The 20651-nt window shown below is 40.0% G+C and carries 19 protein-coding genes and 1 tRNA gene; 13 read left to right on the top strand and 7 right to left on the bottom strand.

What is annotated here, in order from left to right; all coding sequences use genetic code 11:
* Window positions 1–39 precede the first annotated feature (39 nt).
* Window positions 40–807, bottom strand: a complete 768-nt coding sequence (locus P20429_RS00970) for an alpha/beta hydrolase (protein ID WP_007586982.1) — start codon at window positions 805–807, stop codon at window positions 40–42.
* A gap of 129 nt (window positions 808–936) precedes the next feature.
* Between P20429_RS00970 and P20429_RS00975 the strand changes: the two genes are divergently transcribed.
* Window positions 937–1260, top strand: a complete 324-nt coding sequence (locus P20429_RS00975; protein ID WP_007586981.1) for a hypothetical protein — start codon at window positions 937–939, stop codon at window positions 1258–1260.
* Window positions 1261–1332: 72 nt separating this feature from the next.
* Here the strand turns inward: P20429_RS00975 and P20429_RS00980 are convergent, their stop codons facing one another.
* The 3 genes from P20429_RS00980 to aspS all read right to left on the bottom strand — a co-directional run bounded on the left by P20429_RS00980 (window position 1333) and on the right by aspS (window position 4073).
* Window positions 1333–1929, bottom strand: a complete 597-nt coding sequence (locus P20429_RS00980; RefSeq protein WP_007586980.1) for a pentapeptide repeat-containing protein — start codon at window positions 1927–1929, stop codon at window positions 1333–1335.
* A 16-nt stretch (window positions 1930–1945) separates the two neighbouring features.
* A complete protein-coding gene (locus P20429_RS00985; RefSeq protein ID WP_007586979.1) occupies window positions 1946–2176 on the bottom strand; it encodes a hypothetical protein in 231 nt (76 codons plus the stop codon).
* Window positions 2177–2294: 118 nt separating this feature from the next.
* Window positions 2295–4073 (bottom strand): aspartate--tRNA ligase, encoded by a 1779-nt coding sequence (gene aspS / locus P20429_RS00990; protein WP_007586978.1) that lies wholly within the window; start codon window positions 4071–4073, stop codon window positions 2295–2297.
* Window positions 4074–4320: 247 nt separating this feature from the next.
* Between aspS and P20429_RS00995 the strand changes: the two genes are divergently transcribed.
* From P20429_RS00995 to P20429_RS01020, 6 genes are all read left to right on the top strand, one after another.
* The gene (locus P20429_RS00995; RefSeq protein WP_007586976.1) at window positions 4321–5169 is read left to right on the top strand and encodes a DUF72 domain-containing protein; all 849 of its coding nucleotides are present in this window, start codon (window positions 4321–4323) and stop codon (window positions 5167–5169) included.
* Window positions 5170–5193: 24 nt separating this feature from the next.
* Window positions 5194–5694, top strand: coding sequence for a M48 family metallopeptidase (locus P20429_RS01000; RefSeq protein WP_007586965.1), 501 nt, complete (start codon window positions 5194–5196; stop codon window positions 5692–5694).
* A 234-nt stretch (window positions 5695–5928) separates the two neighbouring features.
* Entirely contained in the window at window positions 5929–8112 is a 2184-nt protein-coding gene (locus tag P20429_RS01005) for a YHYH protein (protein WP_193371827.1), read from the top strand.
* A 37-nt stretch (window positions 8113–8149) separates the two neighbouring features.
* On the top strand, window positions 8150–8656 hold the full coding sequence (locus P20429_RS01010) for a hypothetical protein (protein ID WP_007586961.1): 507 nt from the start codon (window positions 8150–8152) through the stop codon (window positions 8654–8656).
* Window positions 8657–8877: 221 nt separating this feature from the next.
* The gene (locus tag P20429_RS01015) at window positions 8878–10236 is read left to right on the top strand and encodes an ATP-binding protein (protein ID WP_237715168.1); all 1359 of its coding nucleotides are present in this window, start codon (window positions 8878–8880) and stop codon (window positions 10234–10236) included.
* 4 nt (window positions 10237–10240) lie between these two features.
* Entirely contained in the window at window positions 10241–10918 is a 678-nt protein-coding gene (locus P20429_RS01020; protein WP_007586958.1) for a response regulator, read from the top strand.
* A 152-nt stretch (window positions 10919–11070) separates the two neighbouring features.
* On the opposite strand, the gene P20429_RS01025 is transcribed toward P20429_RS01020, so the two are convergent.
* Window positions 11071–11757 carry a DUF3334 family protein gene (locus tag P20429_RS01025; protein ID WP_007586957.1) on the bottom strand — a complete coding sequence of 229 codons (687 nt, stop codon included), beginning with the start codon at window positions 11755–11757 and terminating at the stop codon, window positions 11071–11073.
* 116 nt (window positions 11758–11873) lie between these two features.
* Here P20429_RS01025 and cmoA point away from each other — a divergent pair, with 116 nt between their 5' ends.
* The 5 genes from cmoA to P20429_RS01050 all read left to right on the top strand — a co-directional run bounded on the left by cmoA (window position 11874) and on the right by P20429_RS01050 (window position 16221).
* The gene (gene cmoA, locus P20429_RS01030) at window positions 11874–12599 is read left to right on the top strand and encodes a carboxy-S-adenosyl-L-methionine synthase CmoA (RefSeq protein ID WP_007378000.1); all 726 of its coding nucleotides are present in this window, start codon (window positions 11874–11876) and stop codon (window positions 12597–12599) included.
* Window positions 12600–12611: 12 nt separating this feature from the next.
* Window positions 12612–13580, top strand: coding sequence for a tRNA 5-methoxyuridine(34)/uridine 5-oxyacetic acid(34) synthase CmoB (gene cmoB, locus P20429_RS01035; protein ID WP_007586955.1), 969 nt, complete (start codon window positions 12612–12614; stop codon window positions 13578–13580).
* A gap of 190 nt (window positions 13581–13770) precedes the next feature.
* A complete protein-coding gene (purM, locus tag P20429_RS01040; protein WP_007586950.1) occupies window positions 13771–14823 on the top strand; it encodes a phosphoribosylformylglycinamidine cyclo-ligase in 1053 nt (350 codons plus the stop codon).
* Entirely contained in the window at window positions 14823–15470 is a 648-nt protein-coding gene (gene purN, locus P20429_RS01045) for a phosphoribosylglycinamide formyltransferase (protein WP_007586949.1), read from the top strand. The genes purM and purN overlap by 1 nt, the downstream gene beginning before the upstream one ends.
* A gap of 16 nt (window positions 15471–15486) precedes the next feature.
* Entirely contained in the window at window positions 15487–16221 is a 735-nt protein-coding gene (locus tag P20429_RS01050) for a DUF3108 domain-containing protein (protein ID WP_007586948.1), read from the top strand.
* A 38-nt stretch (window positions 16222–16259) separates the two neighbouring features.
* Here the strand turns inward: P20429_RS01050 and P20429_RS01055 are convergent, their stop codons facing one another.
* Window positions 16260–17024, bottom strand: coding sequence for a class II glutamine amidotransferase (locus tag P20429_RS01055; protein WP_007586947.1), 765 nt, complete (start codon window positions 17022–17024; stop codon window positions 16260–16262).
* Window positions 17025–17348: 324 nt separating this feature from the next.
* Here P20429_RS01055 and fadE point away from each other — a divergent pair, with 324 nt between their 5' ends.
* On the top strand, window positions 17349–19805 hold the full coding sequence (gene fadE / locus P20429_RS01060; protein ID WP_007586946.1) for an acyl-CoA dehydrogenase FadE: 2457 nt from the start codon (window positions 17349–17351) through the stop codon (window positions 19803–19805).
* A 714-nt stretch (window positions 19806–20519) separates the two neighbouring features.
* On the opposite strand, the gene P20429_RS01065 is transcribed toward fadE, so the two are convergent.
* Window positions 20520–20596: transfer RNA gene (locus P20429_RS01065), tRNA-Asp, on the bottom strand.
* Between the last annotated feature and the right edge of the window lie 55 nt (window positions 20597–20651).

Genomic DNA, 20651 nt, shown 5'->3' with positions numbered 1-20651 from the left:
GCGCAGGTCACACTGCGCTATGATTTAACTTTTATAAAGCTAACTTTTACTATCTAAAAATCCCTCTACTTCTTTACTCATTCTATCCACCAGCCATTTTGGCCCGCCATCGTACATATCGTTATGACGCGATTTTTCTATCATTATTTGCGTAACAGGAAACTTATCCAGCTCTGAATCGTTTAACAGCACATTTGCATCAGCTGGGTAATCACTACCGCGTAGAGTAAGTACGCGAATGTTTTTATTGCGCGGGATCAACATGCGGCGATGATCGAACGTAATAATTTGACTTACTTCATTGGGGTAAATAGAGCCGTATAATGACGAAATATCCCCGCCGTTTGAGTGCCCAAATAAGGTGAGTTTTGTAAAGTCGTACGCTGGGTATTTACTCGATAGCTCATTAACTAAAAACTTAAGCGTCACTACGCCACGGTGCCAGTTTTCCATACGCGTTGTTAAGTAAGGCTGCTCACGATTAAGGTCAGGGTCGGTTTTTAGTTCATGTGCAACGGCTATTGTTAAGTATCCACGCTGATTAAACACATTACTAGCAAACGTATATTCGTTATGGCTAATACCGTAGCCCGCATTAATAAACGCTACAGGGCATTTTACTTGTTCAGTACACTTAGCATTATTACTTGGTAATGTAATATTGATAGGAATAGCGCGGCTACGGCTTTTATCGGTTATAACATCGTCCTTTGCATAGCTTGTTGCGCTTATTGCTGATGTGCTTATAACTGATGTACTTAGAGCTAGTGCGCTTAATATAAAAAGCTTTTTAAGTGTTTTTTGCATATTTAAACTTATATAAATTATTGTTTTTAATTAAAAATAACTTTTACTTTATAGGTTTGCGTTCTCTATTGTCAAACTATGCGATAATAGCCGCCATTGTTTAAATATATTTAGTAAAAGATCCAATAAATGAAATCATACAATAGCATTCAAGAACGTATAGAAATTTTAGAAGACAAACTAACCGAGATACATGACGAAATCGAAACCTTAAAAGCACCTGCTAAAAACAACAATGAACGTATTATTTTTAAGTTTATTGAAACAGGCAGCACAGGTAAAACGAAGGATTTTGTTCGTGAGTTAGGTATTAAATCACCACGTGACGGTTTGTTTTCATCAGGTGACGTTACAAAACTAATTAAAGATGGCGCTGAAGATATTTCACCTGCGTTATTAGAAATCGCAAGACAGCTTGCCAGTGCACGTAATAAAAATGGCCCAAGCCGTTAATTACACAGTCACGCAGTATCTAGAAGCCCAGCCAAGCTGTCGCTTCTAGATATGTAATCATATTAAACTAAATTAATCACATAGTTCTATATTAAGGCTGGTAAGCAAATTAAGTGCTTCGAAGTGATCAAACTTAGCATTCGCTAAAATATTATTATTCAAATCTATATTAAACGCTGTAGCACCTACAAAATCACATTTTGTTAAGTTAGTTTGAAAAAACTCACTATCGCGAAAATCTGTTCCTGTAAATTCGCTACCACTTAAGTCAGCGTGTCTAAAATCAACATTTTTGGCAAAGCAGTGTGTTAGTTTGAGGGCCTTGAGAGTTAATTCAAAAAAAGAACTATTACTGAGCTCGCAATAATTAAAACTCACCGGTGCGTTAATACTAAGCGCTGGCCAATCTACATCAGCCCATTGCAAACTATTTAATTTACAGTGGCTAAAACTTACATTTTCAAGCGAACTGTAGTTCCATTTTAGTGACGATAAATTACAGTTTTTAAAACTGCATTCTATAAATCGGCAATGTTTAAACTGCCCGTCTGAAAAGTCGCAATCGATAAATATACACTCTTCAAACTCAGAGTTTTCAGTTAGCTGCTCTGCGTACTGCAAAGCATTAAATTGCTCATCAAAATACTGGTTATTGTTACTTAACAACACAATTCACCTATTAAATTTAACCCGTGTAGCCATTACTTTTAGGTAAATCTTTTTTAAGCGCAAGCACTGCAATAAAAATCAAAGCAAATAGTGGAAATAGCGCTAAACAGCCACCCACAAAAGCTAAAACACCTGGCATAGTACTTTTACGCTTACCTATTTTGTAGCTAATTACAGCAAAAATAGGAATACACAGCACAATAATAAAAACTAAAAACTCACCAAATAAGGTTGCATTGATCGACATAATAATTCCTTTTTATCTGTTCGTTTAAAACACACTCTGCTATAAATTTAACCATAAAAAAACCCTTAAGCATATAACTTAAGGGTTTTTAAATTTAGCTCAAAAAAGCGAAACAAGATTACTCTTCGTTAGGTATCGCTTTTTCTACAACACTTATTGCAAGTTCAACTAACGAATCAAGGTTAGGTTTGCTTGGCGCGTTGGTTAATAAACACGACGCTTGTGTTGTTTTAGGGAAAGCAATAACGTCACGAATGTTATCGGTACCACATAAAAGCATTGCTAAACGGTCAAGACCAAATGCTAAACCTGCATGTGGTGGTGTCCCGTATTTAAGTGCATCAAGTAAAAAACCAAACTTGTCTTGTTGCTCTTGCTCGTTAATACCTAAAATTCTAAATGCAGTTTCTTGCATATCTGCATTATGAATACGTACCGAACCGCCACCCACTTCGTAGCCGTTTAATACCATATCGTAGGCATCTGAAATAGCAGCTGCTGGGTTTGCTTCAAGCTCACTGGCGTTAATGTCTTTTGGTGCAGTGAATGGATGATGTACAGCATGTAATGTGCCTTCGTCATCTTCTTCAAACATTGGGAAGTCTACAACCCAAAGTGGTGCCCAGCTATCAAGGTTAGTGATTTCTAAATCAACACCAATCTTAACGCGCAGTGCGCCCATTGCTTCATTTACTGTGTTGCGCTTATCGGCACCAAATAAAATGATATCGCCAGACTGAGCATTAGTACGCTCAAGTAATTTAGTAATTACGTCTTCGCTTAAAAACTTAGCCACTGGTGATTGAACACCCTCAGCGCCTGCAGTGTGGTCGTTTACTTTCATCCACGCCATGCCTTTAGCGCCGTAAATACCAATAAACTTAGTGTAATCGTCAAGCTGTTTACGAGAAAGCTTAGCGCCACCCGGTACAGTTAACACAGCAACGCGACCTTTTTCGTCGTTAGCCGGACCTGAGAAAACATTAAACTCTACGTCTTTAACTAAATCTGCAACATCAACCAATTTCATTGGGTTACGTAAATCTGGCTTATCAGAACCGTAAAGGCTCATTGCCTCGCTGTAAGGCATGATTGGAAAATCGCCTAAATCAACGTTTAGTAATGTTTGCCACATCTCGCGGATCATTTTTTCAGTCATACCACGTACTTGATCAGAGCTCATGAAAGAGGTTTCTATATCTATTTGGGTAAATTCTGGTTGGCGATCGGCGCGTAAATCTTCATCACGGAAACATTTAACAATTTGGTAGTAACGGTCAAAACCCGACATCATCAACAATTGCTTAAACAACTGTGGTGACTGTGGTAAAGCGTAAAAACTACCTTTGTGAACGCGGCTTGGTACTAAATAATCGCGCGCACCTTCTGGCGTTGCTTTAGTAAGTACAGGTGTTTCGATGTCTAAAAAGCCGTTTTCATCTAAAAAGCGACGAACAAAGCTGCTTGCTTTAGCACGTAATTTAATACGGTCACTCATTTCTAGACGACGTAGGTCTAGGTAGCGGTATTTTAAACGACGCTCTTCAGAGTTTACTTGGTTAAAATCAAGCGGTAATGGCTCAGAGCGGTTAATAATATTAAGCTCTTTACCTAAAATTTCGATCTCGCCTGTTGCCATGTCTTTATTTACTTGGCTGTCTGGGCGTGCGCGAACAATACCTTTTAACTGAACACAAAATTCTTGGCGTAGTGTGTTAGCCGAACTCATTAACTCTTCAATGTCAGAGTCGAATACAACTTGTACTAAACCTTCTCTATCGCGTAAATCGACAAAGATAAGTCCACCAAGGTCACGTCGTTTGTTGATCCAGCCACATAGTTCAACTTCTTGATCTACGTGAGTTTTATTTAGCTGTCCGCAATATATAGAGCGCATAGTTTTCCTGTCAGATAAAAGGCTTAAACGACTAAACTTATTTGTTTTAAGGCGTGTGATTTAAAAAACAGGTCACCACAATACAAATAAAGCCGCTAGCAATCTAAAAATAATCAAATTAAGCCCTGCATTATACTCAACTAACATTAAGATGCTAGGGCGTGTGCCGCTTTTGCCCCTGAATTTACAGCAGCTCGTTTTGTTATTTGCTACACTATCGCCACTTTATAATAAGGCGCTAGTTTGTATGTTATATATTGGATGCCCGCAGTGGTCGAGTAATGCATGGAAAGGCAATTTATTTTCAAGCCAATGTAAAAACGCCGATATGCTTAGCCAATACGCACAACACTTTAACTCTGTTGAAGGCAATACCAGCTTTTACGCTGATCCTTCGCCAAGCACCGTATTGCGCTGGGCAAACAGCGTACCCGACGATTTTAAATTTACTTTTAAGTTTAATCGTCGCTTTAGCCACGAGCTGCACCTAACTAATGTTCAAACCGAGCTTACTGATTGGCTTAACTTATTCTCCCCTATTTTAGAAAAAACTGGGCAAATCATGCTGCAATTACCTAAAGCATTTGGCCCTGGTGACTTACCCAAACTCGCCCAATTTATTAGCCTATTACCAAAAGAGGTTAATTACGGTGTAGAGGTACGTCATACTGCGTTTTTTCAAAAGGGTGAAGCCGAAATAGCACTTAATCAGTTATTAATGGCAAACAACATAAATCGCATATCGATGGATACTCGCGCCCTATTTGCCGTAAAACCAACAACCGAAGCGCTAATAGATGCACAGCAAAAAAAGCCGCATTTACCCGTGCATGCCATTGCTACAAGCACGCAACCCATGGCGCGCTTTGTTATCGCCGATTTACAAAACGACTATAAACCCTTTTATAAACCGTGGCTGAGTAAAGTAAAACAATGGCTTGATGAAGGAAAAACGCCTTATGTGTTTTTTCATACGGCAGATAACCGAGAAGCGCCATTATTAGCAAGGCAGTTTTGTAAAGACCTTGGTTATAATCACAAAGCATTAAACCCATTTACTGGCGAAAAAGAAGCCCACCAACAAGCACTTTTTTAAAAGTAAAACGACAGAGAAATAATAATGAGTGAATACGCACGTTACTTTACCGGTTACCCAGCTAACATTGTTGAGCAAGTATTAAGCCTTATAAATAACAAAAAGGTATGTGACTACTTACTTAAAAAGTATCCGCAAGCACACACTATTACCAGCGATAAACTACTTTATAGCTATGCAACCGAGCTTAAAAAACAATATTTAAAAAATGCGCCACCATTTGGGCGCGCTGCTTTTAAAAAGCAAGGCGATATGGTCACCAATGCACTCGGTACACATACGTATCGAATGCAAGGTAAAACCCGTAAGCACGATTTAGCGATAAACAGCGACTTGCTCCGCGCTCCCGAGCCGTTATTAAAAGCGTTAGTGGTACATGAGCTCGCCCACTTTAAAGAAAAAGACCATAACAAAGGCTTTTATCAACTTTGCTGCCATATGGAGCCGAGTTATCACCAGCTAGAGTTAGATTTAAGAATTTTTTGTGTGGTCGTCGCAATGGGAGAAAATCCTTATTTAAAATAAGGATTTTAGCGTTATTTAACTGAGTGAAAATAACGCCATACTTAAGTTAATATTTCCTTTCATAACCAAGCGCCCATATCCAATCTCTTCTCTTATCCAAGTAAGCAGCTCACAACTTAACGCCTGCCCTTAATAAAAACAAAAAAGTTTAAAACTACATAATTGCCCTACATTTGAGAACTACACTCTTAATAGCTAATTCTTTCTATGTACTCTTAATCTTTGGAGTTTTAAATGATGAAAAATACCCATGCCTTTTTACTCAGTGCACTGTGCTGTGTAACCTTAAGTGCCTGCAACGAGCAAAACAGCCAATCGCTTGAACAATCAAACCTAAATGATTTTACTCTAACAAGCTCAAAAGTAAGTGATGGCGGTAACTTGCCTATAACTTATACGTGCGATGGGCAAAGCATTAGCCCTCCACTTAACTGGAGCGGTGCACCTAACACAACCAAATATTATGCGTTAATTATGGATCATAAAGCGCCAGAGGGAATGCATTGGTATTGGACCATGTACAATATTGCCGCCGATAAAACACGAATTAAAGCGGGCGAAACTCTCGGTGAAGTAGGCTCTAATAGCGTAAACGATTTAAACCAATATGCGCCGCCTTGCTCTAAAGGTCCAGGTGAAAAAAGCTATACTTATACTGTGTATGCGTTATCTGCACCGGTTACCTTTAATAGCGATACAAAAGTAGATCGCTCAGCATTACTCGCCGCTGTAAAAGATATTACGCTCGATACTGCAAGTATGACGGTTAAATACTCGCGAAGCGCGAATAGCGCCGAGCAAAAACCGGATTCAAAACCAACACCAAACGAGCAACCAAAGCCTGACAAATCATATTTAACCGCTAACGTAAAATCACCTCGTTGTGATGCTATTACACAATCAGTAAGTAATGCAGGGTTTGATCAAAGCGTATCTGTTACGTGCGATGAACAATATGCTTATATTGCCTCATCTACTTATCCTAATCATGACGTAATGACTGGTATTACAGGTACTAACGAGCAAATACCCGTTCCAGCTAAAGACTACGCCGCACCTATAAAGCTAAATCCTAAAAAAGCAAAAGCAATAACAACAATTGATGCAGCCGTAGGTGTTGCCGTTAATGGCGTACCAATATACGACTATTCTTCGCAAGGTGAACTGGACGTAAATAGCTACGATGAAAAACACGACACGTTAGCACTCGGACAGTTAGATATATGTGGCGGACACGCAGGACGAGGTGATGACTACCACTATCATGTATCGCCAACGTGTATGATAAACACAATGAAAAACCAATCAAGCGATGCCATTATTGGTTGGGCTTACGATGGTTATCCGCTTTATGGCAGTAAAAACCCAGACGGCAGTTTAATTGCCAAAGGTGACCTTGATATATGTAACGGACAAACCGACGACACATTTGGCTATCGCTACCAAACATCAGCTACGCCGCCGTATATTATTCAGTGCTTAGTAGGTGAAGTAGATACCGCAAAATTACCAAGAGTGTCACCACTGAGTGGCGATACTCAAGGTATAAGAGCCGACTTGCGCCCGCCACAAGGAGGCGTTGAAAACTTAACGCACACAATCTCTGAAAACGGCAGCCGTACAATGAGCTACTCATACAAAGGTGAAAACTACTTTACTACCTACAGCCCTGCATCACAGGGAAAAGACTGCTATAGCTTTAAACAAAAAACCATCAGTAATGGTGGCAAAGTTCAAACAGGTACATTTTGTAGAGGTCCGCAACCAAATCATCTTACTCCTACAGTCACTAAGCAAAATACAAATTCTGCCATTACAGGCAAGCATAACTTAAAGCTAGAAGCATGGGCTGATAACTGGTTTACAGCCTACATAGGCGAGCAGTTACTTGTTGAAGATTCTGTGCCTATAACCACAGAGCGTTCATTTAATGCCGAAAGCATTACGTTTTCTGCAAACTACCCTATTGAGCTTAATTTAATAATTAAAGACTTTAAGCAAAACGACACTGGGCTTGAATACATCGGTGCTAAAAATCAGCAAATGGGTGATGGCGGTTTTATTATGCAACTTACCGACACCGATACAAATAAAGTGGTTGCCGTAAGCGATCAAAGCTTTAAATGCGAAATACTTCACAAAGCGCCGCTTAACAAATTATGCGAAAGCGAATCAAACCCTGTCGCAGGCGAAGGCGCTTGTACATTTATGTCAAAAGAAGCGCCAACTAACTGGCTACAAAGTAACTTTGATAACGCAAACTGGGCTAATGCAGTAGAGCACAACTTTGCCGATGTAGGACCAAAAGACGGTTACGACGATATTAACTGGGATGAAAATGCAAAATTCATATGGGGCGAAGACTTAGAAACCGACAACACCCTTATTTGTAAAGCAACTATTGAGCAACCTCAATAAACAAAAAGGTCAACCGCCTCAATAAAAGGTAGTAATTATGTATTTTTTAAAAAAATTAAAATGGCTAATGCTAGCGTGTATTTTAACAAGTATGAGCGTTCAAGTGAGCGCCCATGTATTAAAAAACACAACAGCCCAAGTGACTTTAAGAGACGGGCAAGTTGAGGTTAAAGTATTAACTAATGCTGAGCATTTAATTTCAGCACTGCAAAGCGAGCAAGCATGGCTTATGGGCGATATTGATAAGCTTATGCCTACAAACTTAAGTGCAGAGCAACAAGAAGAGTTTGTAAAAAATGCACTTAAACAAAAAACAAGCTTACGTGTAAATCAGCAAGTTATCGTGTTTGAACGCGTCGCTTTTACCACCAGCAACAACGAAGCGCACGACCTAGAAATTGTTTTTCAAGCGAAGCACACATTTACAACAGTAGATGAGCTTGCCATATCGTTCCCTAAAAGTTTAGGTGCAGTACATGCAAGCTTTGTAAAACCACAATATAAGTTACTGAGTGCTGGCGATACCGCAAAAATAAAGTTCTAGTCCAAATACCAACATACCTAAAAAGCTTACTTAAAAAGGATTTTAGTAAGCAACTCCCTAAATACGCTAATTGTAGGCACATAATCAATATGCAATACTGCTTGGTACGTTAACACATGATTTTTACTATTTGCCAATCAGTGAAATTAATACATAAATTCTTTTTAGCTTTTTTTATCACTAATATCGCCCTTGTTGGGCTTATGTTTGTGTTTATATACATGACCTTTTCGTTAGGGTTTAACGACTTTGTTGAACAAGAAGAAACAAAGCATGTAGCAATGGTTAAGCAGCAACTTATTGAGCTTTATAGCGAATTAGGCAGTTGGCAACCCATTACGCAAAACACGCAATTATGGCGCTCTATTGTAGAGCCGCAAAAAAAGCCAGGCGAGCCTGAAACGAATAAACACACAAGCACCCCACCCAAACCAAATAGCAGCAATGCAACGCCCTCTTTATTGTGGATACACTTACCTGCGGGTTCCCTTAAAACAGGGCAACGTATAAGTTTATATGATCAAAATAAAAAAGTTGTTGTTGGTAGAGCTAATTTAAATGATAACCCACATATAGAGCCTATTTTATTAAACAATAACGTTATAGGCTGGATAGGTTTAGTCCCTTCAAAACTTGTGCAAAGTAGCCCAGCAAAAGCATTTTTAGCAGCGCAATTTCATAACTATTTTATGATCACGTTACTCGTTATTGTGCTCGCATTTATTATGGCTATTGTGTTATCTCGCCATTTAATAAAACCAATAAAGCAAATAGTGACTAGCACCGATGAGTTAACAAACGGAAACTTTGCCAGCAGAATAACCCCCTCTAGTAAAGATGAGCTAGCGACCCTATCCAACAATTTTAACGCCTTAGCCCACACGCTTGAGCAAAACCAACAAATGCGGTTTCAATGGGTGTCAGACACATCCCACGAATTAAGAACCCCACTTACCGTACTACGATCGCACTTGTTAGCTGTGCAAGATGGTGTATTTACAGCCGACACAAAGCGCATTAATTTACTCATAAACCAAGTAGATAATTTAAGTCACATTGTTGACGACCTAGCCCAACTAGCACAAACAGATAGCGTTAATTTAACCTATAACAATGCGCGTACTGATTTAATAAGCATTTTTGAGCAATCAATTGAAAACTACACCGCTCGCTTTAAAGAGCGTGAATTAAATGTAGATAGCAAAAGCTTAGCCAAAGCCGGTAAATGTATAATAAATGGCGATAAAGAACGCCTTGTGCAACTATTTTCAAACCTGTTAGAAAATACCTGCAGATACACGCATAAAGGTGGGCAAGTAATAATACTTGCCAACAAAGCACCCAATAACATTGAGCTTATTTTACAAGACTCAGCCCCAAGTGTTTTACCAAACGACTTACAAAAATTGTTTGAGCGTTTTTATCGTGTTGAAAAATCTCGAAGCCGAGAGCACGGCGGCTCGGGCTTAGGGCTTGCACTTTGCAAACAAATAGTAGAAGCACATGGCGGTCAAATATCGTTGCACAACTCACCACTCGGTGGGCTAGAAGTTAAAATAACGCTGACACTTTTGGGTTAAAATAATGGCATCACAAAAAATACTTATTGTTGAAGACGAAGAAAACATTGCAGAGGTACTTATTGCCTATGCTAAGCAACAAAATTACGAAACTGAGCACTTTAATAGCGGCAAAGGTGTAGTTAGTTTTGTAAAACAAAACGCTGTAGATTTAATACTTCTTGATTTAATGCTGCCAGATGTTGATGGCACAGAGCTATGTAAGCAAATTAGAGTCTTTTCAAGTGTGCCTATTATTATGCTTACCGCAAAAAGTGAAGAAATAGACCGCTTACTGGGTTTAGAGCTCGGCGCCGATGACTACATATGCAAACCTTTCAGCCCTAAAGAAGTTATAGCACGCATAAAAGCCGTACTAAGAAGAACCAGCCAGCCTAAAACAAATATCATCAATCATAATAATTTTCAATTGCACAAAGACGATTTCGAAGCACGCCTTAACGGAAAAAGCATTGGCTTTACCGCCGTCGAATTTAAAATCGTTTTACTATTTATAAGTCACGTAGGGCGTGTTTTTACCCGCGAAGATATTATTAATAACGTATACAGCGACACAACCGACATCTCCGATCGCAACATAGATACACACATTAAAAATATACGAAAAAAGATTAACGACATTCAAGCAGGGCTAAACCCAATAGCTGCGGTTTATAGTGTGGGTTATAAGTTTAAAGAGTAGGTTTACTTATTCAAATAAAGCTAACATGACGAAAAAGCGCGATATAAATCGCGCTTTTATTTTAATCACTAACCTGAACACTCATAACTAAAGATTAATAGCAGAGCAAACGTTGGGTTTCGTTTCACTCAACCCAACCTACGTAAATAGGCTTAAAGCCCTAAGCCTGCCATAAAGTCGTCATCGGCATCGTCTTGCTCTACTGCTGTAGATGCTTTTTCTTTGTCCGCTTTTTTACGTGCTTCGTTTTCAATTATGTCGTCTGGGTCTAGTGCTTCTGCAATATCAAAGTCGTGTAATTTAATAAACTCTGTTTTATCCATCGCTAATTCCAAGTAAAAGATATTTTGTTTACTTGTGGTGAATGTTACGCGGCGGGCTTGTGGTCGATCCATCGTCGTATCTACTGATATTTGCACTTGTTTATTTATTGCCATCATTTTTGGCTGGTTTTGCGTAATTGAAGTATGTAACTGCTCGCGCACTTTAGACGTAAAGTCGCCAACAATTTGATTCATCAACTCGCCTAGTACGTTTGATACGTCGTCTGATAAATGGCTATGCGCTATTTCATCTTCTGGCATTCCCATGTTGCGCATGTAATCGCCATAAATTTCCATCGCCGCTTGCGAAGTAAAGTTGGTAATTACAAGCCCTGTAAAACCGCCGTCAAATAAAACAAAGCAGCCAATATCTGGTCGCATACATGTACGTGTTATTTTTTGCACCATGGCTGAGTAGCTAATACCATTACCGCTGGCTGATGTGAGTACACCTGTCACTGAATGACAAAGGGTTGCTAATATATCGTCTGTGCTGATGACCTTACTTTTGCTCATTTAATCTTCTCTTTTATACTTATTATTCATAATTCTAGTCAAGCTACTGAATTTATCACTGACTATCCAGTATAAAATGTTAAAATAGCGCCATTATTTACAAAGAGACTGCCTTCGTGACCATAAAAGACAGTATTTATGCCTCTGAGCAACAAGTAAAAGATTTTAGCTTTGACCAAAATGTAGTCGAAGTTTTTCCAGATATGATTCAGCGCTCGGTACCGGGCTACGCAACGATTGTAAGTACAATGGGTAAGCTTGCGGGTGAATACGCGCAAAGTAACTCAAATCTTTATGATTTAGGCTGCTCACTTGGCGCAGTCACGCTTAGCATGCGACGAAATATTCGCACCGATAACTGCCATATAATAGCGGTAGATAATTCTCAAGCTATGGTTGAGCGTTGTAAGGTACATTTACAAGGTTTTAAATCAGATGTGCCTGTTACTGTTACTTTGGGCGATATTAACGAGCTTGAGATTCAAAACGCCTCAGTAGTAGCAATGAACTTTACGTTGCAGTTTATTCCACATGCGCAGCGCCAAGCTGTGCTGGAAAAAATATACGCTAATTTAAAACCTGGCGGCGTATTACTGTTAAGCGAAAAAATTAAAGCTGAAAACGAGCAATGCGACAATTTATTGATTGATTTGCACCACGACTTTAAACGACACAATGGTTACTCTGAGCTTGAAATAAGCCAAAAGCGTACCGCCATCGAAAACGTTATGCGCCCAGATACACTAAGCGCTCACTTTACTCGCTTACAAGATATTGGTTTTAGCCAAACTCAAGTGTGGTATCAATGTTTTAATTTTTGCTCAATGGTAGCAATTAAATAAAGAGAGTCATCCATGTCTCAATGGTTTAACCAATTTTACGCATCTATCGCACAAAGCCCACTTAGTCATTGGCTAGAAACCTTGCCTGCACAATTAAAACATTGGCAAAACGAGGCTAGCCACGGTGATTTACCTAAATGGCAAAAAGTACTTAAAAACTTGCCAGAGGTGGCTACAACACACGTTGATATTTCTACTAAGGTAGAAATTGGCGCACCAGGGGAGATGAGTGATGGCGAGCAAAAGCAAGCCATGCATTTATTAAAACGCATGATGCCATGGCGCAAAGGCCCATTTAGTGTGCACGGAATTGAAATAGACACAGAGTGGCGCAGTGATTGGAAGTGGGACCGCCTGCTTCCTCATATTGAGCCATTAAAAGGTCGCACTGTTTTAGATATTGGTTGTGGTTCAGGTTATCATTTATGGCGTATGCGCGGTGAAGGCGCAGAGTTTGTAGTGGGTATTGATCCGTCTGATTTATTTTTATGTCAGTTTCAGGCAATTAAACACTACAACCCAGACGAAAATGTGCATTTACTGCCACTAGGCGTTGAAGCATTACCGGAGCTTAAAGCGTTTGATACGGTTTTTTCGATGGGCGTACTTTATCATCGTCGCTCACCTATCGACTTTTTAGCACAGTTAAAAGCCCAGCTTCGCCCAGGCGGCGAACTCGTACTTGAAACGCTAGTAATTGAAGGTGATGAAAACACAGTATTAGTCCCTACCGACCGCTACGCTAAAATGCGCAACGTTTGGTTTATTCCAAGTACTGCAGCATTAAAGCTGTGGATGGAACGCGTTGGCTTTAAAGATGTGCAAATAAAAGATTGCGCTATTACCACGCTTGAAGAGCAACGCAAAACCGATTGGATGGAAAACGAATCGTTAATCGACTTTTTAGATCCAAACGATACAAGTAAAACAATTGAAGGCTACCCCGCTCCACTTCGAGCCATATTAACCGCAAAAGCATAGCTGTTAATTTAACGCCTTTGATACTAAAAAAACGCCTACGGGCGTTTTTTTGTTTATTTAAACAACAGACAGCGGACAAGTGTCCTTGTTAATTATTTCAAAATTACATTTGAGCTAGCCGCGACCTTGCAATTGTTGTAAAATACGCGCGTTTCTAAGCAACCCAAAACAACTATTTTGAGGAAAACCTGTGAGCGAACAAAAACAGTCTCTAAGCTATAAAGACGCGGGCGTAGATATCGACGCTGGTAATGCACTTGTTGAGCGTATTAAAGGCGTAGTTAAAAAAACTCGTCGTCCTGAAGTAATGGGCGGAATTGGTGGTTTTGGCGCACTTTGCGAAATTCCTGAAGGCTACAAGCAACCAGTATTAGTTGCAGGCACAGATGGCGTTGGTACTAAACTACGTTTAGCAATCGACTTAAAAAAACACGATACGGTTGGTATTGATTTAGTTGCAATGTGTGTAAACGACTTAATTGTTCAAGGTGCTGAACCCCTGTTTTTCCTAGATTACTATGCAACTGGTAAACTAGATGTAGACACAGCAGCTGACGTAGTTACAGGTATTGGCAAAGGTTGTGAAATTTCAGGTTGTGCCCTAATTGGTGGCGAAACAGCTGAAATGCCAGGTATGTATGATGGTGAAGACTACGACATGGCAGGCTTTTGTACAGGCGTTGTAGAAAAATCAAAAATTATTGATGGCACAAAAGTAGCAGCAGGCGATCAGCTTATTGCACTTGCATCAAGCGGCCCTCATTCAAATGGCTTCTCTTTAATTCGTAAAGTACTTGAAGTGTCAAACGCTGATACCAGCGCTGAATTTGAAGGTAAAACTTTAGGCGAAACCTTACTTGAGCCTACGCGTATTTACGTAAAACCTTTACTTGAGTTATTCAAAAACGTTGACGTACATGCGCTTTCGCATATTACTGGCGGCGGTTTTTGGGAAAACATTCCACGCGTATTACCCGCTTCAGCGAAAGCTGTAGTTAAAGGTGATAGCTGGCAGTGGCCACCTATTTTTAACTGGTTACAAGAAAACGGTAATATTACTACACACGAAATGTACCGTACATTTAACTGTGGTGTAGGTATGGTTTTAGTAGTTCCTGCAGACAAACTTGAGCAAAGCTTAACAATGCTAAAAGACTTGGGCGAAAATGCATGGCACCTTGGTGAAATTCAAGATGCAGCAGCTGGCGAAGAGCAAGTTGAAATTGTAGGTGGTGCTAAGTAATGGCACCGACTCGTCTGGTAGTTTTAATCTCAGGTAGTGGCTCTAATTTACAAGCCATCATAGATGCCTGCGAACGTGGCGAGATAAACGGACATATAGCGGCTGTTATTAGTAATAAAGCAGACGCTTATGGCCTAGAGCGTGCAAAAAAAGCAGGTATTGCTACAAAAGTGCTCAGTCATAAAGATTTTGACTCGCGCGAAGCGTACGATGCGCAATTAATGAACGTTATCGACTCTTTTATGCCAAATCTAGTTGTATTAGCTGGGTTTATGCGTATTCTTACTCCTGGCTTAGTGCAAAAATATGTTGGAAAAATGTTGAACATTCATCCATCTTTGTTGCCTAAGTATCAGGGGCTGAATACCCACCAAAGAGCAATTGATGCAAAAGACGATGTTCATGGCGTAAGTGTTCACTTTGTTACTGAAGAATTAGACGGCGGTCCCGTTATTCTTCAGGCGCAAATACCTGTACTCAAGGATGATACAGCAGAAACATTAGCAAAACGCGTGCATGAGCAAGAGCATATAATTTATCCTTTGGTGGTCAAGTGGTTCAGTGAACACAGACTTACTATGGAAGCAGATTATGCAGTTCTTGACAAAAAACAACTTCCTGCACACGGCGCGCACTACTCACAATAAAAAAATAAGTGCCCTGTTGTTATGTGCGGGCGCTTTACTTCCAACTAGCCTAATTGCAGGCGAATTGACCCAATATCAAGCTAACTACGATATTTTACGCAAAGGTAAAAATCATGGTGAGGCTGTTCGTGAGCTCAAAAAAATGGGCGACGATACTTATGAACTAACATACCACAGCAATATCGAGTGGATGATTTTCTCTGACTCTCGTGAAGAAACATCAAAGTTTACCTTTAAAGATGGCAAGGTTACCCCGCATCATTACAATATGATCCGCACCGGTACAGGCCCAGATAAAGATTATAAAATTGATTTTGATACAACAAACAAAGTAGTGACTAGCAGCGCTAGCGAATACCCACTTAAATGCGAATGGACTGATGAATTTCAGGATGCTATTTCGTACCAAGTGCAAGTGCGCGAAGGATTGAAAAAAGGCGAAACGAGCTTTTCATTCCCGCTTATAGACAAAAAAGGTAACCGCCGCGACTACAACTTTGAAGTTGTTGAAAAAGAGATGATCTCCCTACCTATCGGTAATGTAGAAGCCATTAAAGTAAAACGTTTATACGATAACGATAAACGCCAAGCAATTGCATGGTTTGCGCCAGAAATGGATTACATGCTGGTACGTATGTGGAAAGGCGAAAAAGGTATGGAGCAGTTTGAAGTTCAAATGAATTCATTTACTGTTACTGCACCTACAGCTGTTGCGCCTGCAACAGCACAACAACCTCAAGAAGCTAACTAAATTTAATTAAACCAAAGTTAGTATTTAAAATAGGTGGGCTAAATTAGCTCACCCATTTTAAACAATGCAAATTCCCCAGGCTCCATTTTTTGCCAACGCTCATCATTCGTCAAAGGCCTTGTAGCTATAACCGTCACTACATCGTTTGGTGTGGTCTCTTGTTGAAAATCAACCACCATGTCGGCATCAATCAACGTTGCTTTACCAAATGGCGCACGGCGCGTTATGTAATGTAAGTTATTAGTGCAATACGCTAAAACAAACACCCCGTCGGTCAATAGCATATTAAACACCCCTTTTTCACGAAGGGTATGCGAAAGCTTAGCGGCGTATCTAAAAACCGACGCCATATTACTTGGACGCTTTGGGTATTTTTCGCGAATTTTATCAAGTAACCAACAAAAAGCGAGTTCGCTATCGGTGTTACCTACTGGGCGATAGTACTGCGGTTTTAAATCATGATAATTAGATAGCTGCCCGTTATGAGCGTATGTGATTTCACGCCCCCATAACTCTCGCGTAAAAGGATGAGTATTTTCAAGGCATACTCGCCCGCGGTTACCTTGGCGAATATGGCTAATAACCGAGACACTTTTAATGGGGTATGCTTTGACGAGCTTTGCAATTTCAGATTGATAACTCGGCTCAGGATCTTTAAAGGTTCTACAGCCTTTACCTTCGTAAAATGTAATACCCCAACCATCTTTATGTGGTCCCGTGTTTCCGCCACGCTCTAAAAGGCCTGAAAAACTAAAACAAATATCGGTAGGCACATTGGCTGACATGCCAAGTAATTCACACATTAATAAAATAACCCTTAAAAACCATACATTAAAATAAATAGCGTTATATTTGTGTATTAAGCGTACACTAATTTGCAGCCCGCTATAACGGCTATACTTACTTAAAAAGTGTCATTTTGCTATTAGATTTATTTATTTTTACGTTAACACTACTTACGGTTAATGCTTTGACTATACGATAGTTATTGTGCGTTCCTCTGTCGGGTAATTAAATATCGTATTTAAGTTACTTTCTACTACAATTTAACATCGTTATGTACTTGAAAATTACTGTTACTAGCGCTACTCTAAGTGAGGTGGTCTGACCTCTATTAAGGAATAAAAATGACACTCATATTTACACTGGTTCTAATCGCGTTGCTTTGCACTGCGGTTTACCACAGAGCAAGTTGGAACACAGCACTTGGTGTTTCGGCTATAACTTTATTAATTGGTACCTTTGCAGGTGCTTTTGGTTTAATTAGCTGGTTGATCTTTTTGATCATCGCGGTTCCTCTTTCTGTTACTGGCCTTCGTCAGCAATATATCATCAAGCCTATTTTTGCTACGTTTAAAAAAGTAACGCCAAGCATGTCTGATACTGAAAAATCAGCTATTGATGCCGGTACGACGTGGTGGGAAGCTGACTTATTTTGTGGTAACCCAGATTGGAAAAAACTTCACCAATACCCAGTTCCTAAACTTACTATTGAAGAGCAAGCCTTTGTTGATGGCCCTGTTGAAGTAGTATGTAGCATGTTGGACGATTGGGAAGCAACGCACGAGTTAACCGACCTTCCTCAAGATGTATGGCAATATCTAAAAGATAATAAATTCTTTGCCATGATCATCAAAAAAGAATACGGCGGTTTAGAGTTTTCTGCATTTGCACAGTCATGTGTACTTCAAAAACTAACAAGTAAATCAACATTACTTTCGTCAATTGTTGGTGTACCGAACTCTTTAGGCCCAGGTGAATTATTACAACACTATGGTACAAAAGAGCAAAAAGATCATTACTTACCGCGCCTAGCGAGCGGTCAAGAAATTCCATGTTTTGCGTTAACTTCGCCAGAAGCGGGTTCTGATGCAAGCTCAATTCCAGACTACGGTGTGGTATGTAAAGGGCAATGGAATGGTGAAGAGGTTGTGGGTGTTAGTTTAACGTGGAATAAGCGTTACATTACACTTGCCCCAGTGGCTACCGTGCTTGGACTTGCGTTTAAATTACAAGATCCAGACGGCCTAATTGGCGATAATAAAGAGCCAGGCATCACCTGTGCACTTATTCCAACGGATACTCCTGGAGTTGAAATTGGTCGTCGACATTTCCCGCTTAACGTACCATTTCAAAATGGTCCTACTCGCGGTAAAGACATTTTCGTACCACTTGATTATATTATTGGTGGTCCAGATATGGCTGGTCAAGGCTGGCGCATGTTGGTTGAATGTTTATCGGTTGGTCGTGCAATTACATTGCCGTCAAACTCTGCCGGTGGCATTAAAATGATTGCTATTGCGACAGGTGCTTATAGCCGCATTCGTCGTCAGTTCCGTTTACCTATAGGTAAAATGGAAGGTGTTGAAGAGTCACTAGCTAAATTAGCTGGTTACGCTTACAGCTCTGATGCTGCGGTTAGTATGTCTACGGGTGCTGTTGATTTAGGCGAAAAGCCATCTGTTGTTTCTGCCATTATTAAATACCACCTGACAGAGCAAATGCGTGATGCAACTATTCATGCAATGGATGTACTTGGCGGTAAGGGCATCATGCTTGGGCCAAATAACTATTTAGGTCGTGGCTATCAAGGTGCACCTATTGCCATTACCGTTGAAGGTGCAAACATCTTGACCCGTAATATGATTATTTATGGTCAAGGTGCAATTCGCTGTCATCCATTTGTACTTACCGAACTAGGTGCGTGCGAAATTGAAGACCGCGAAGAAGCGCTTAACGTATTTGATAAAGCGCTAATGGGTCACATTGGTTTTACTATGTCGAACCTTGTACGTACTAAGTGGCTTGCTCTTACCGGCGCTCGTTTTACAAGTGTGCCGTACAACGACGAAACTGCTGAATTTTACCGTATAGCGTCACGCTTTAGTGCATCACTTGCACTTATGTCTGACATTAGCATGGCAGTATTTGGTGGTTCACTAAAACGTAAAGAACGTATTTCAGCACGTTTAGGTGACTTACTTAGTTACTTATACTTAGTGTCTGCAACGCTTAAGCGTTACAACGACGAAGGCCGTAAAAAAGAAGATTTTGCTCTAGTAAAATGGAGTTGCCAAGATCACCTTTACCATTGCCAACGTGCACTTGCTGATTTAATTAATAACATGCCTTCGGCTCCACTACGTGCCGTGTTAAAAGTATTGTTATTCCCGTTTGGTCGCCCGGTTCGTAAACCAACTGACCAACTTGAGCATAAACTTGCGCAACTACTACAAGTACCTAGCGAAACGCGTAACCGTTTAGCAAGCTATGTATACTTAACAAATGAGCCGCTCAACCTTGTAGGTCGTCAAGAGCAAACGCTTAAAGACGTACTTGCTGTTGAGCCATTATTTGACCGTGTATGCAAAGAAAAAGGTCTTAAACTGCCATTCTTCCAGCTTGATAAAGTAGCGCAAATGGGGCTTGAAGCAGGCATATTAAGCCAAGCAGAGGCTGATAAACTAGCTGCTGTTGAGCAATCTCGTTTAGATGTTATTAACGTTGATGACTTTGACCCTGCTGATTTACTTGCAGGCAAAGCCGCGCGTAATAGCGTTAAAAAAGAAGCTGATGCTGCTTAACTAAGCTAAGCATTTACAGACCAAAAGCCAGCATATAACGTGCTGGCTTTTTTGTGCACAATAAAAAGTTTTAACAACGTGATGGAGTAGTTTAATTCGTTAGATTGTTTAAATAATTATACAGCTTGGTATAACAGGCAGCTCTGACATCTAACCAAGCCTAAAAGCTCTGTATTGATTAAATACCCTTAATTCATCTCTATACTCCTGTAAAAACTTAAACCCTCTCAAGAGCTCTACAAGTACAACACTATAAAGTTAATGACTATACCAATTAGCAATAATACTTAGAGCCTGCCTAGCAGTGTTAAAAGTCTCTGATATACGACTGCATGGATGCAGGAGATAGAGCAATGCAGGATCATTTGCCGAAAACAACTAAATAACGAATTATTCCTTATTATCGACATGCTTTTCTTACATCAAAATAGATTACTTAATTAAGCGAATTGGGGTTAAACCTGGCGTTAAGTTAACTGCGGTAAAAGTTTCAAAGTTACGAAAGAAGAGATACAGCGCAATGCACAAGCACTTAACCAGAGCATCGGCAGATTGATATAGGTATTGATACGGATAATAAGGAATATTATCAGGTTCGTGCAAGGAATGTGTTTGATAGCTGATAGCTGATAGCTGATAGCTGATAGCCAAAGAATGTTTTACTAAATTATTTAATCAAGGATTTTATAAACTTGTTATTGAGGAAATAACAAGTGGCGGAGTGGACGGGACTCGAACCCGCGACCCCCGGCGTGACAGGCCGGTATTCTAACCAACTGAACTACCACTCCGCAGTGGTATGTGCATGGGGTAATGCACTTACTAATTTTAATCATGATATCAAAT

It is taken from the genome of Pseudoalteromonas sp. BSi20429 (assembly GCF_000238895.1).
Classification (GTDB): Bacteria; Pseudomonadota; Gammaproteobacteria; order Enterobacterales; family Alteromonadaceae; genus Pseudoalteromonas; species Pseudoalteromonas arctica.
The sequence above is the reverse complement of the archived record's forward strand: the minus strand, read 5'-3'. Positions and strand labels throughout refer to the sequence as shown.

Coding starts and splice junctions, on each gene's coding strand:
- P20429_RS00970 (WP_007586982.1), bottom strand. CDS start 807: ATGCAAAAAACACTTAAAAAGCTTTTTATATTAAGCGCACTAGCTCTA.
- P20429_RS00975 (WP_007586981.1), top strand. CDS start 937: ATGAAATCATACAATAGCATTCAAGAACGTATAGAAATTTTAGAAGAC.
- P20429_RS00985 (WP_007586979.1), bottom strand. CDS start 2,176: ATGTCGATCAATGCAACCTTATTTGGTGAGTTTTTAGTTTTTATTATT.
- aspS (WP_007586978.1), bottom strand. CDS start 4,073: ATGCGCTCTATATATTGCGGACAGCTAAATAAAACTCACGTAGATCAA.
- P20429_RS00995 (WP_007586976.1), top strand. CDS start 4,321: ATGTTATATATTGGATGCCCGCAGTGGTCGAGTAATGCATGGAAAGGC.
- P20429_RS01000 (WP_007586965.1), top strand. CDS start 5,194: ATGAGTGAATACGCACGTTACTTTACCGGTTACCCAGCTAACATTGTT.
- P20429_RS01005 (WP_193371827.1), top strand. CDS start 5,929: ATGATGAAAAATACCCATGCCTTTTTACTCAGTGCACTGTGCTGTGTA.
- P20429_RS01010 (WP_007586961.1), top strand. CDS start 8,150: ATGTATTTTTTAAAAAAATTAAAATGGCTAATGCTAGCGTGTATTTTA.
- P20429_RS01015 (WP_237715168.1), top strand. CDS start 8,878: ATGACCTTTTCGTTAGGGTTTAACGACTTTGTTGAACAAGAAGAAACA.
- P20429_RS01020 (WP_007586958.1), top strand. CDS start 10,241: ATGGCATCACAAAAAATACTTATTGTTGAAGACGAAGAAAACATTGCA.
- P20429_RS01025 (WP_007586957.1), bottom strand. CDS start 11,757: ATGAGCAAAAGTAAGGTCATCAGCACAGACGATATATTAGCAACCCTT.
- cmoB (WP_007586955.1), top strand. CDS start 12,612: ATGTCTCAATGGTTTAACCAATTTTACGCATCTATCGCACAAAGCCCA.
- purN (WP_007586949.1), top strand. CDS start 14,823: ATGGCACCGACTCGTCTGGTAGTTTTAATCTCAGGTAGTGGCTCTAAT.
- P20429_RS01055 (WP_007586947.1), bottom strand. CDS start 17,024: ATGTGTGAATTACTTGGCATGTCAGCCAATGTGCCTACCGATATTTGT.
- fadE (WP_007586946.1), top strand. CDS start 17,349: ATGACACTCATATTTACACTGGTTCTAATCGCGTTGCTTTGCACTGCG.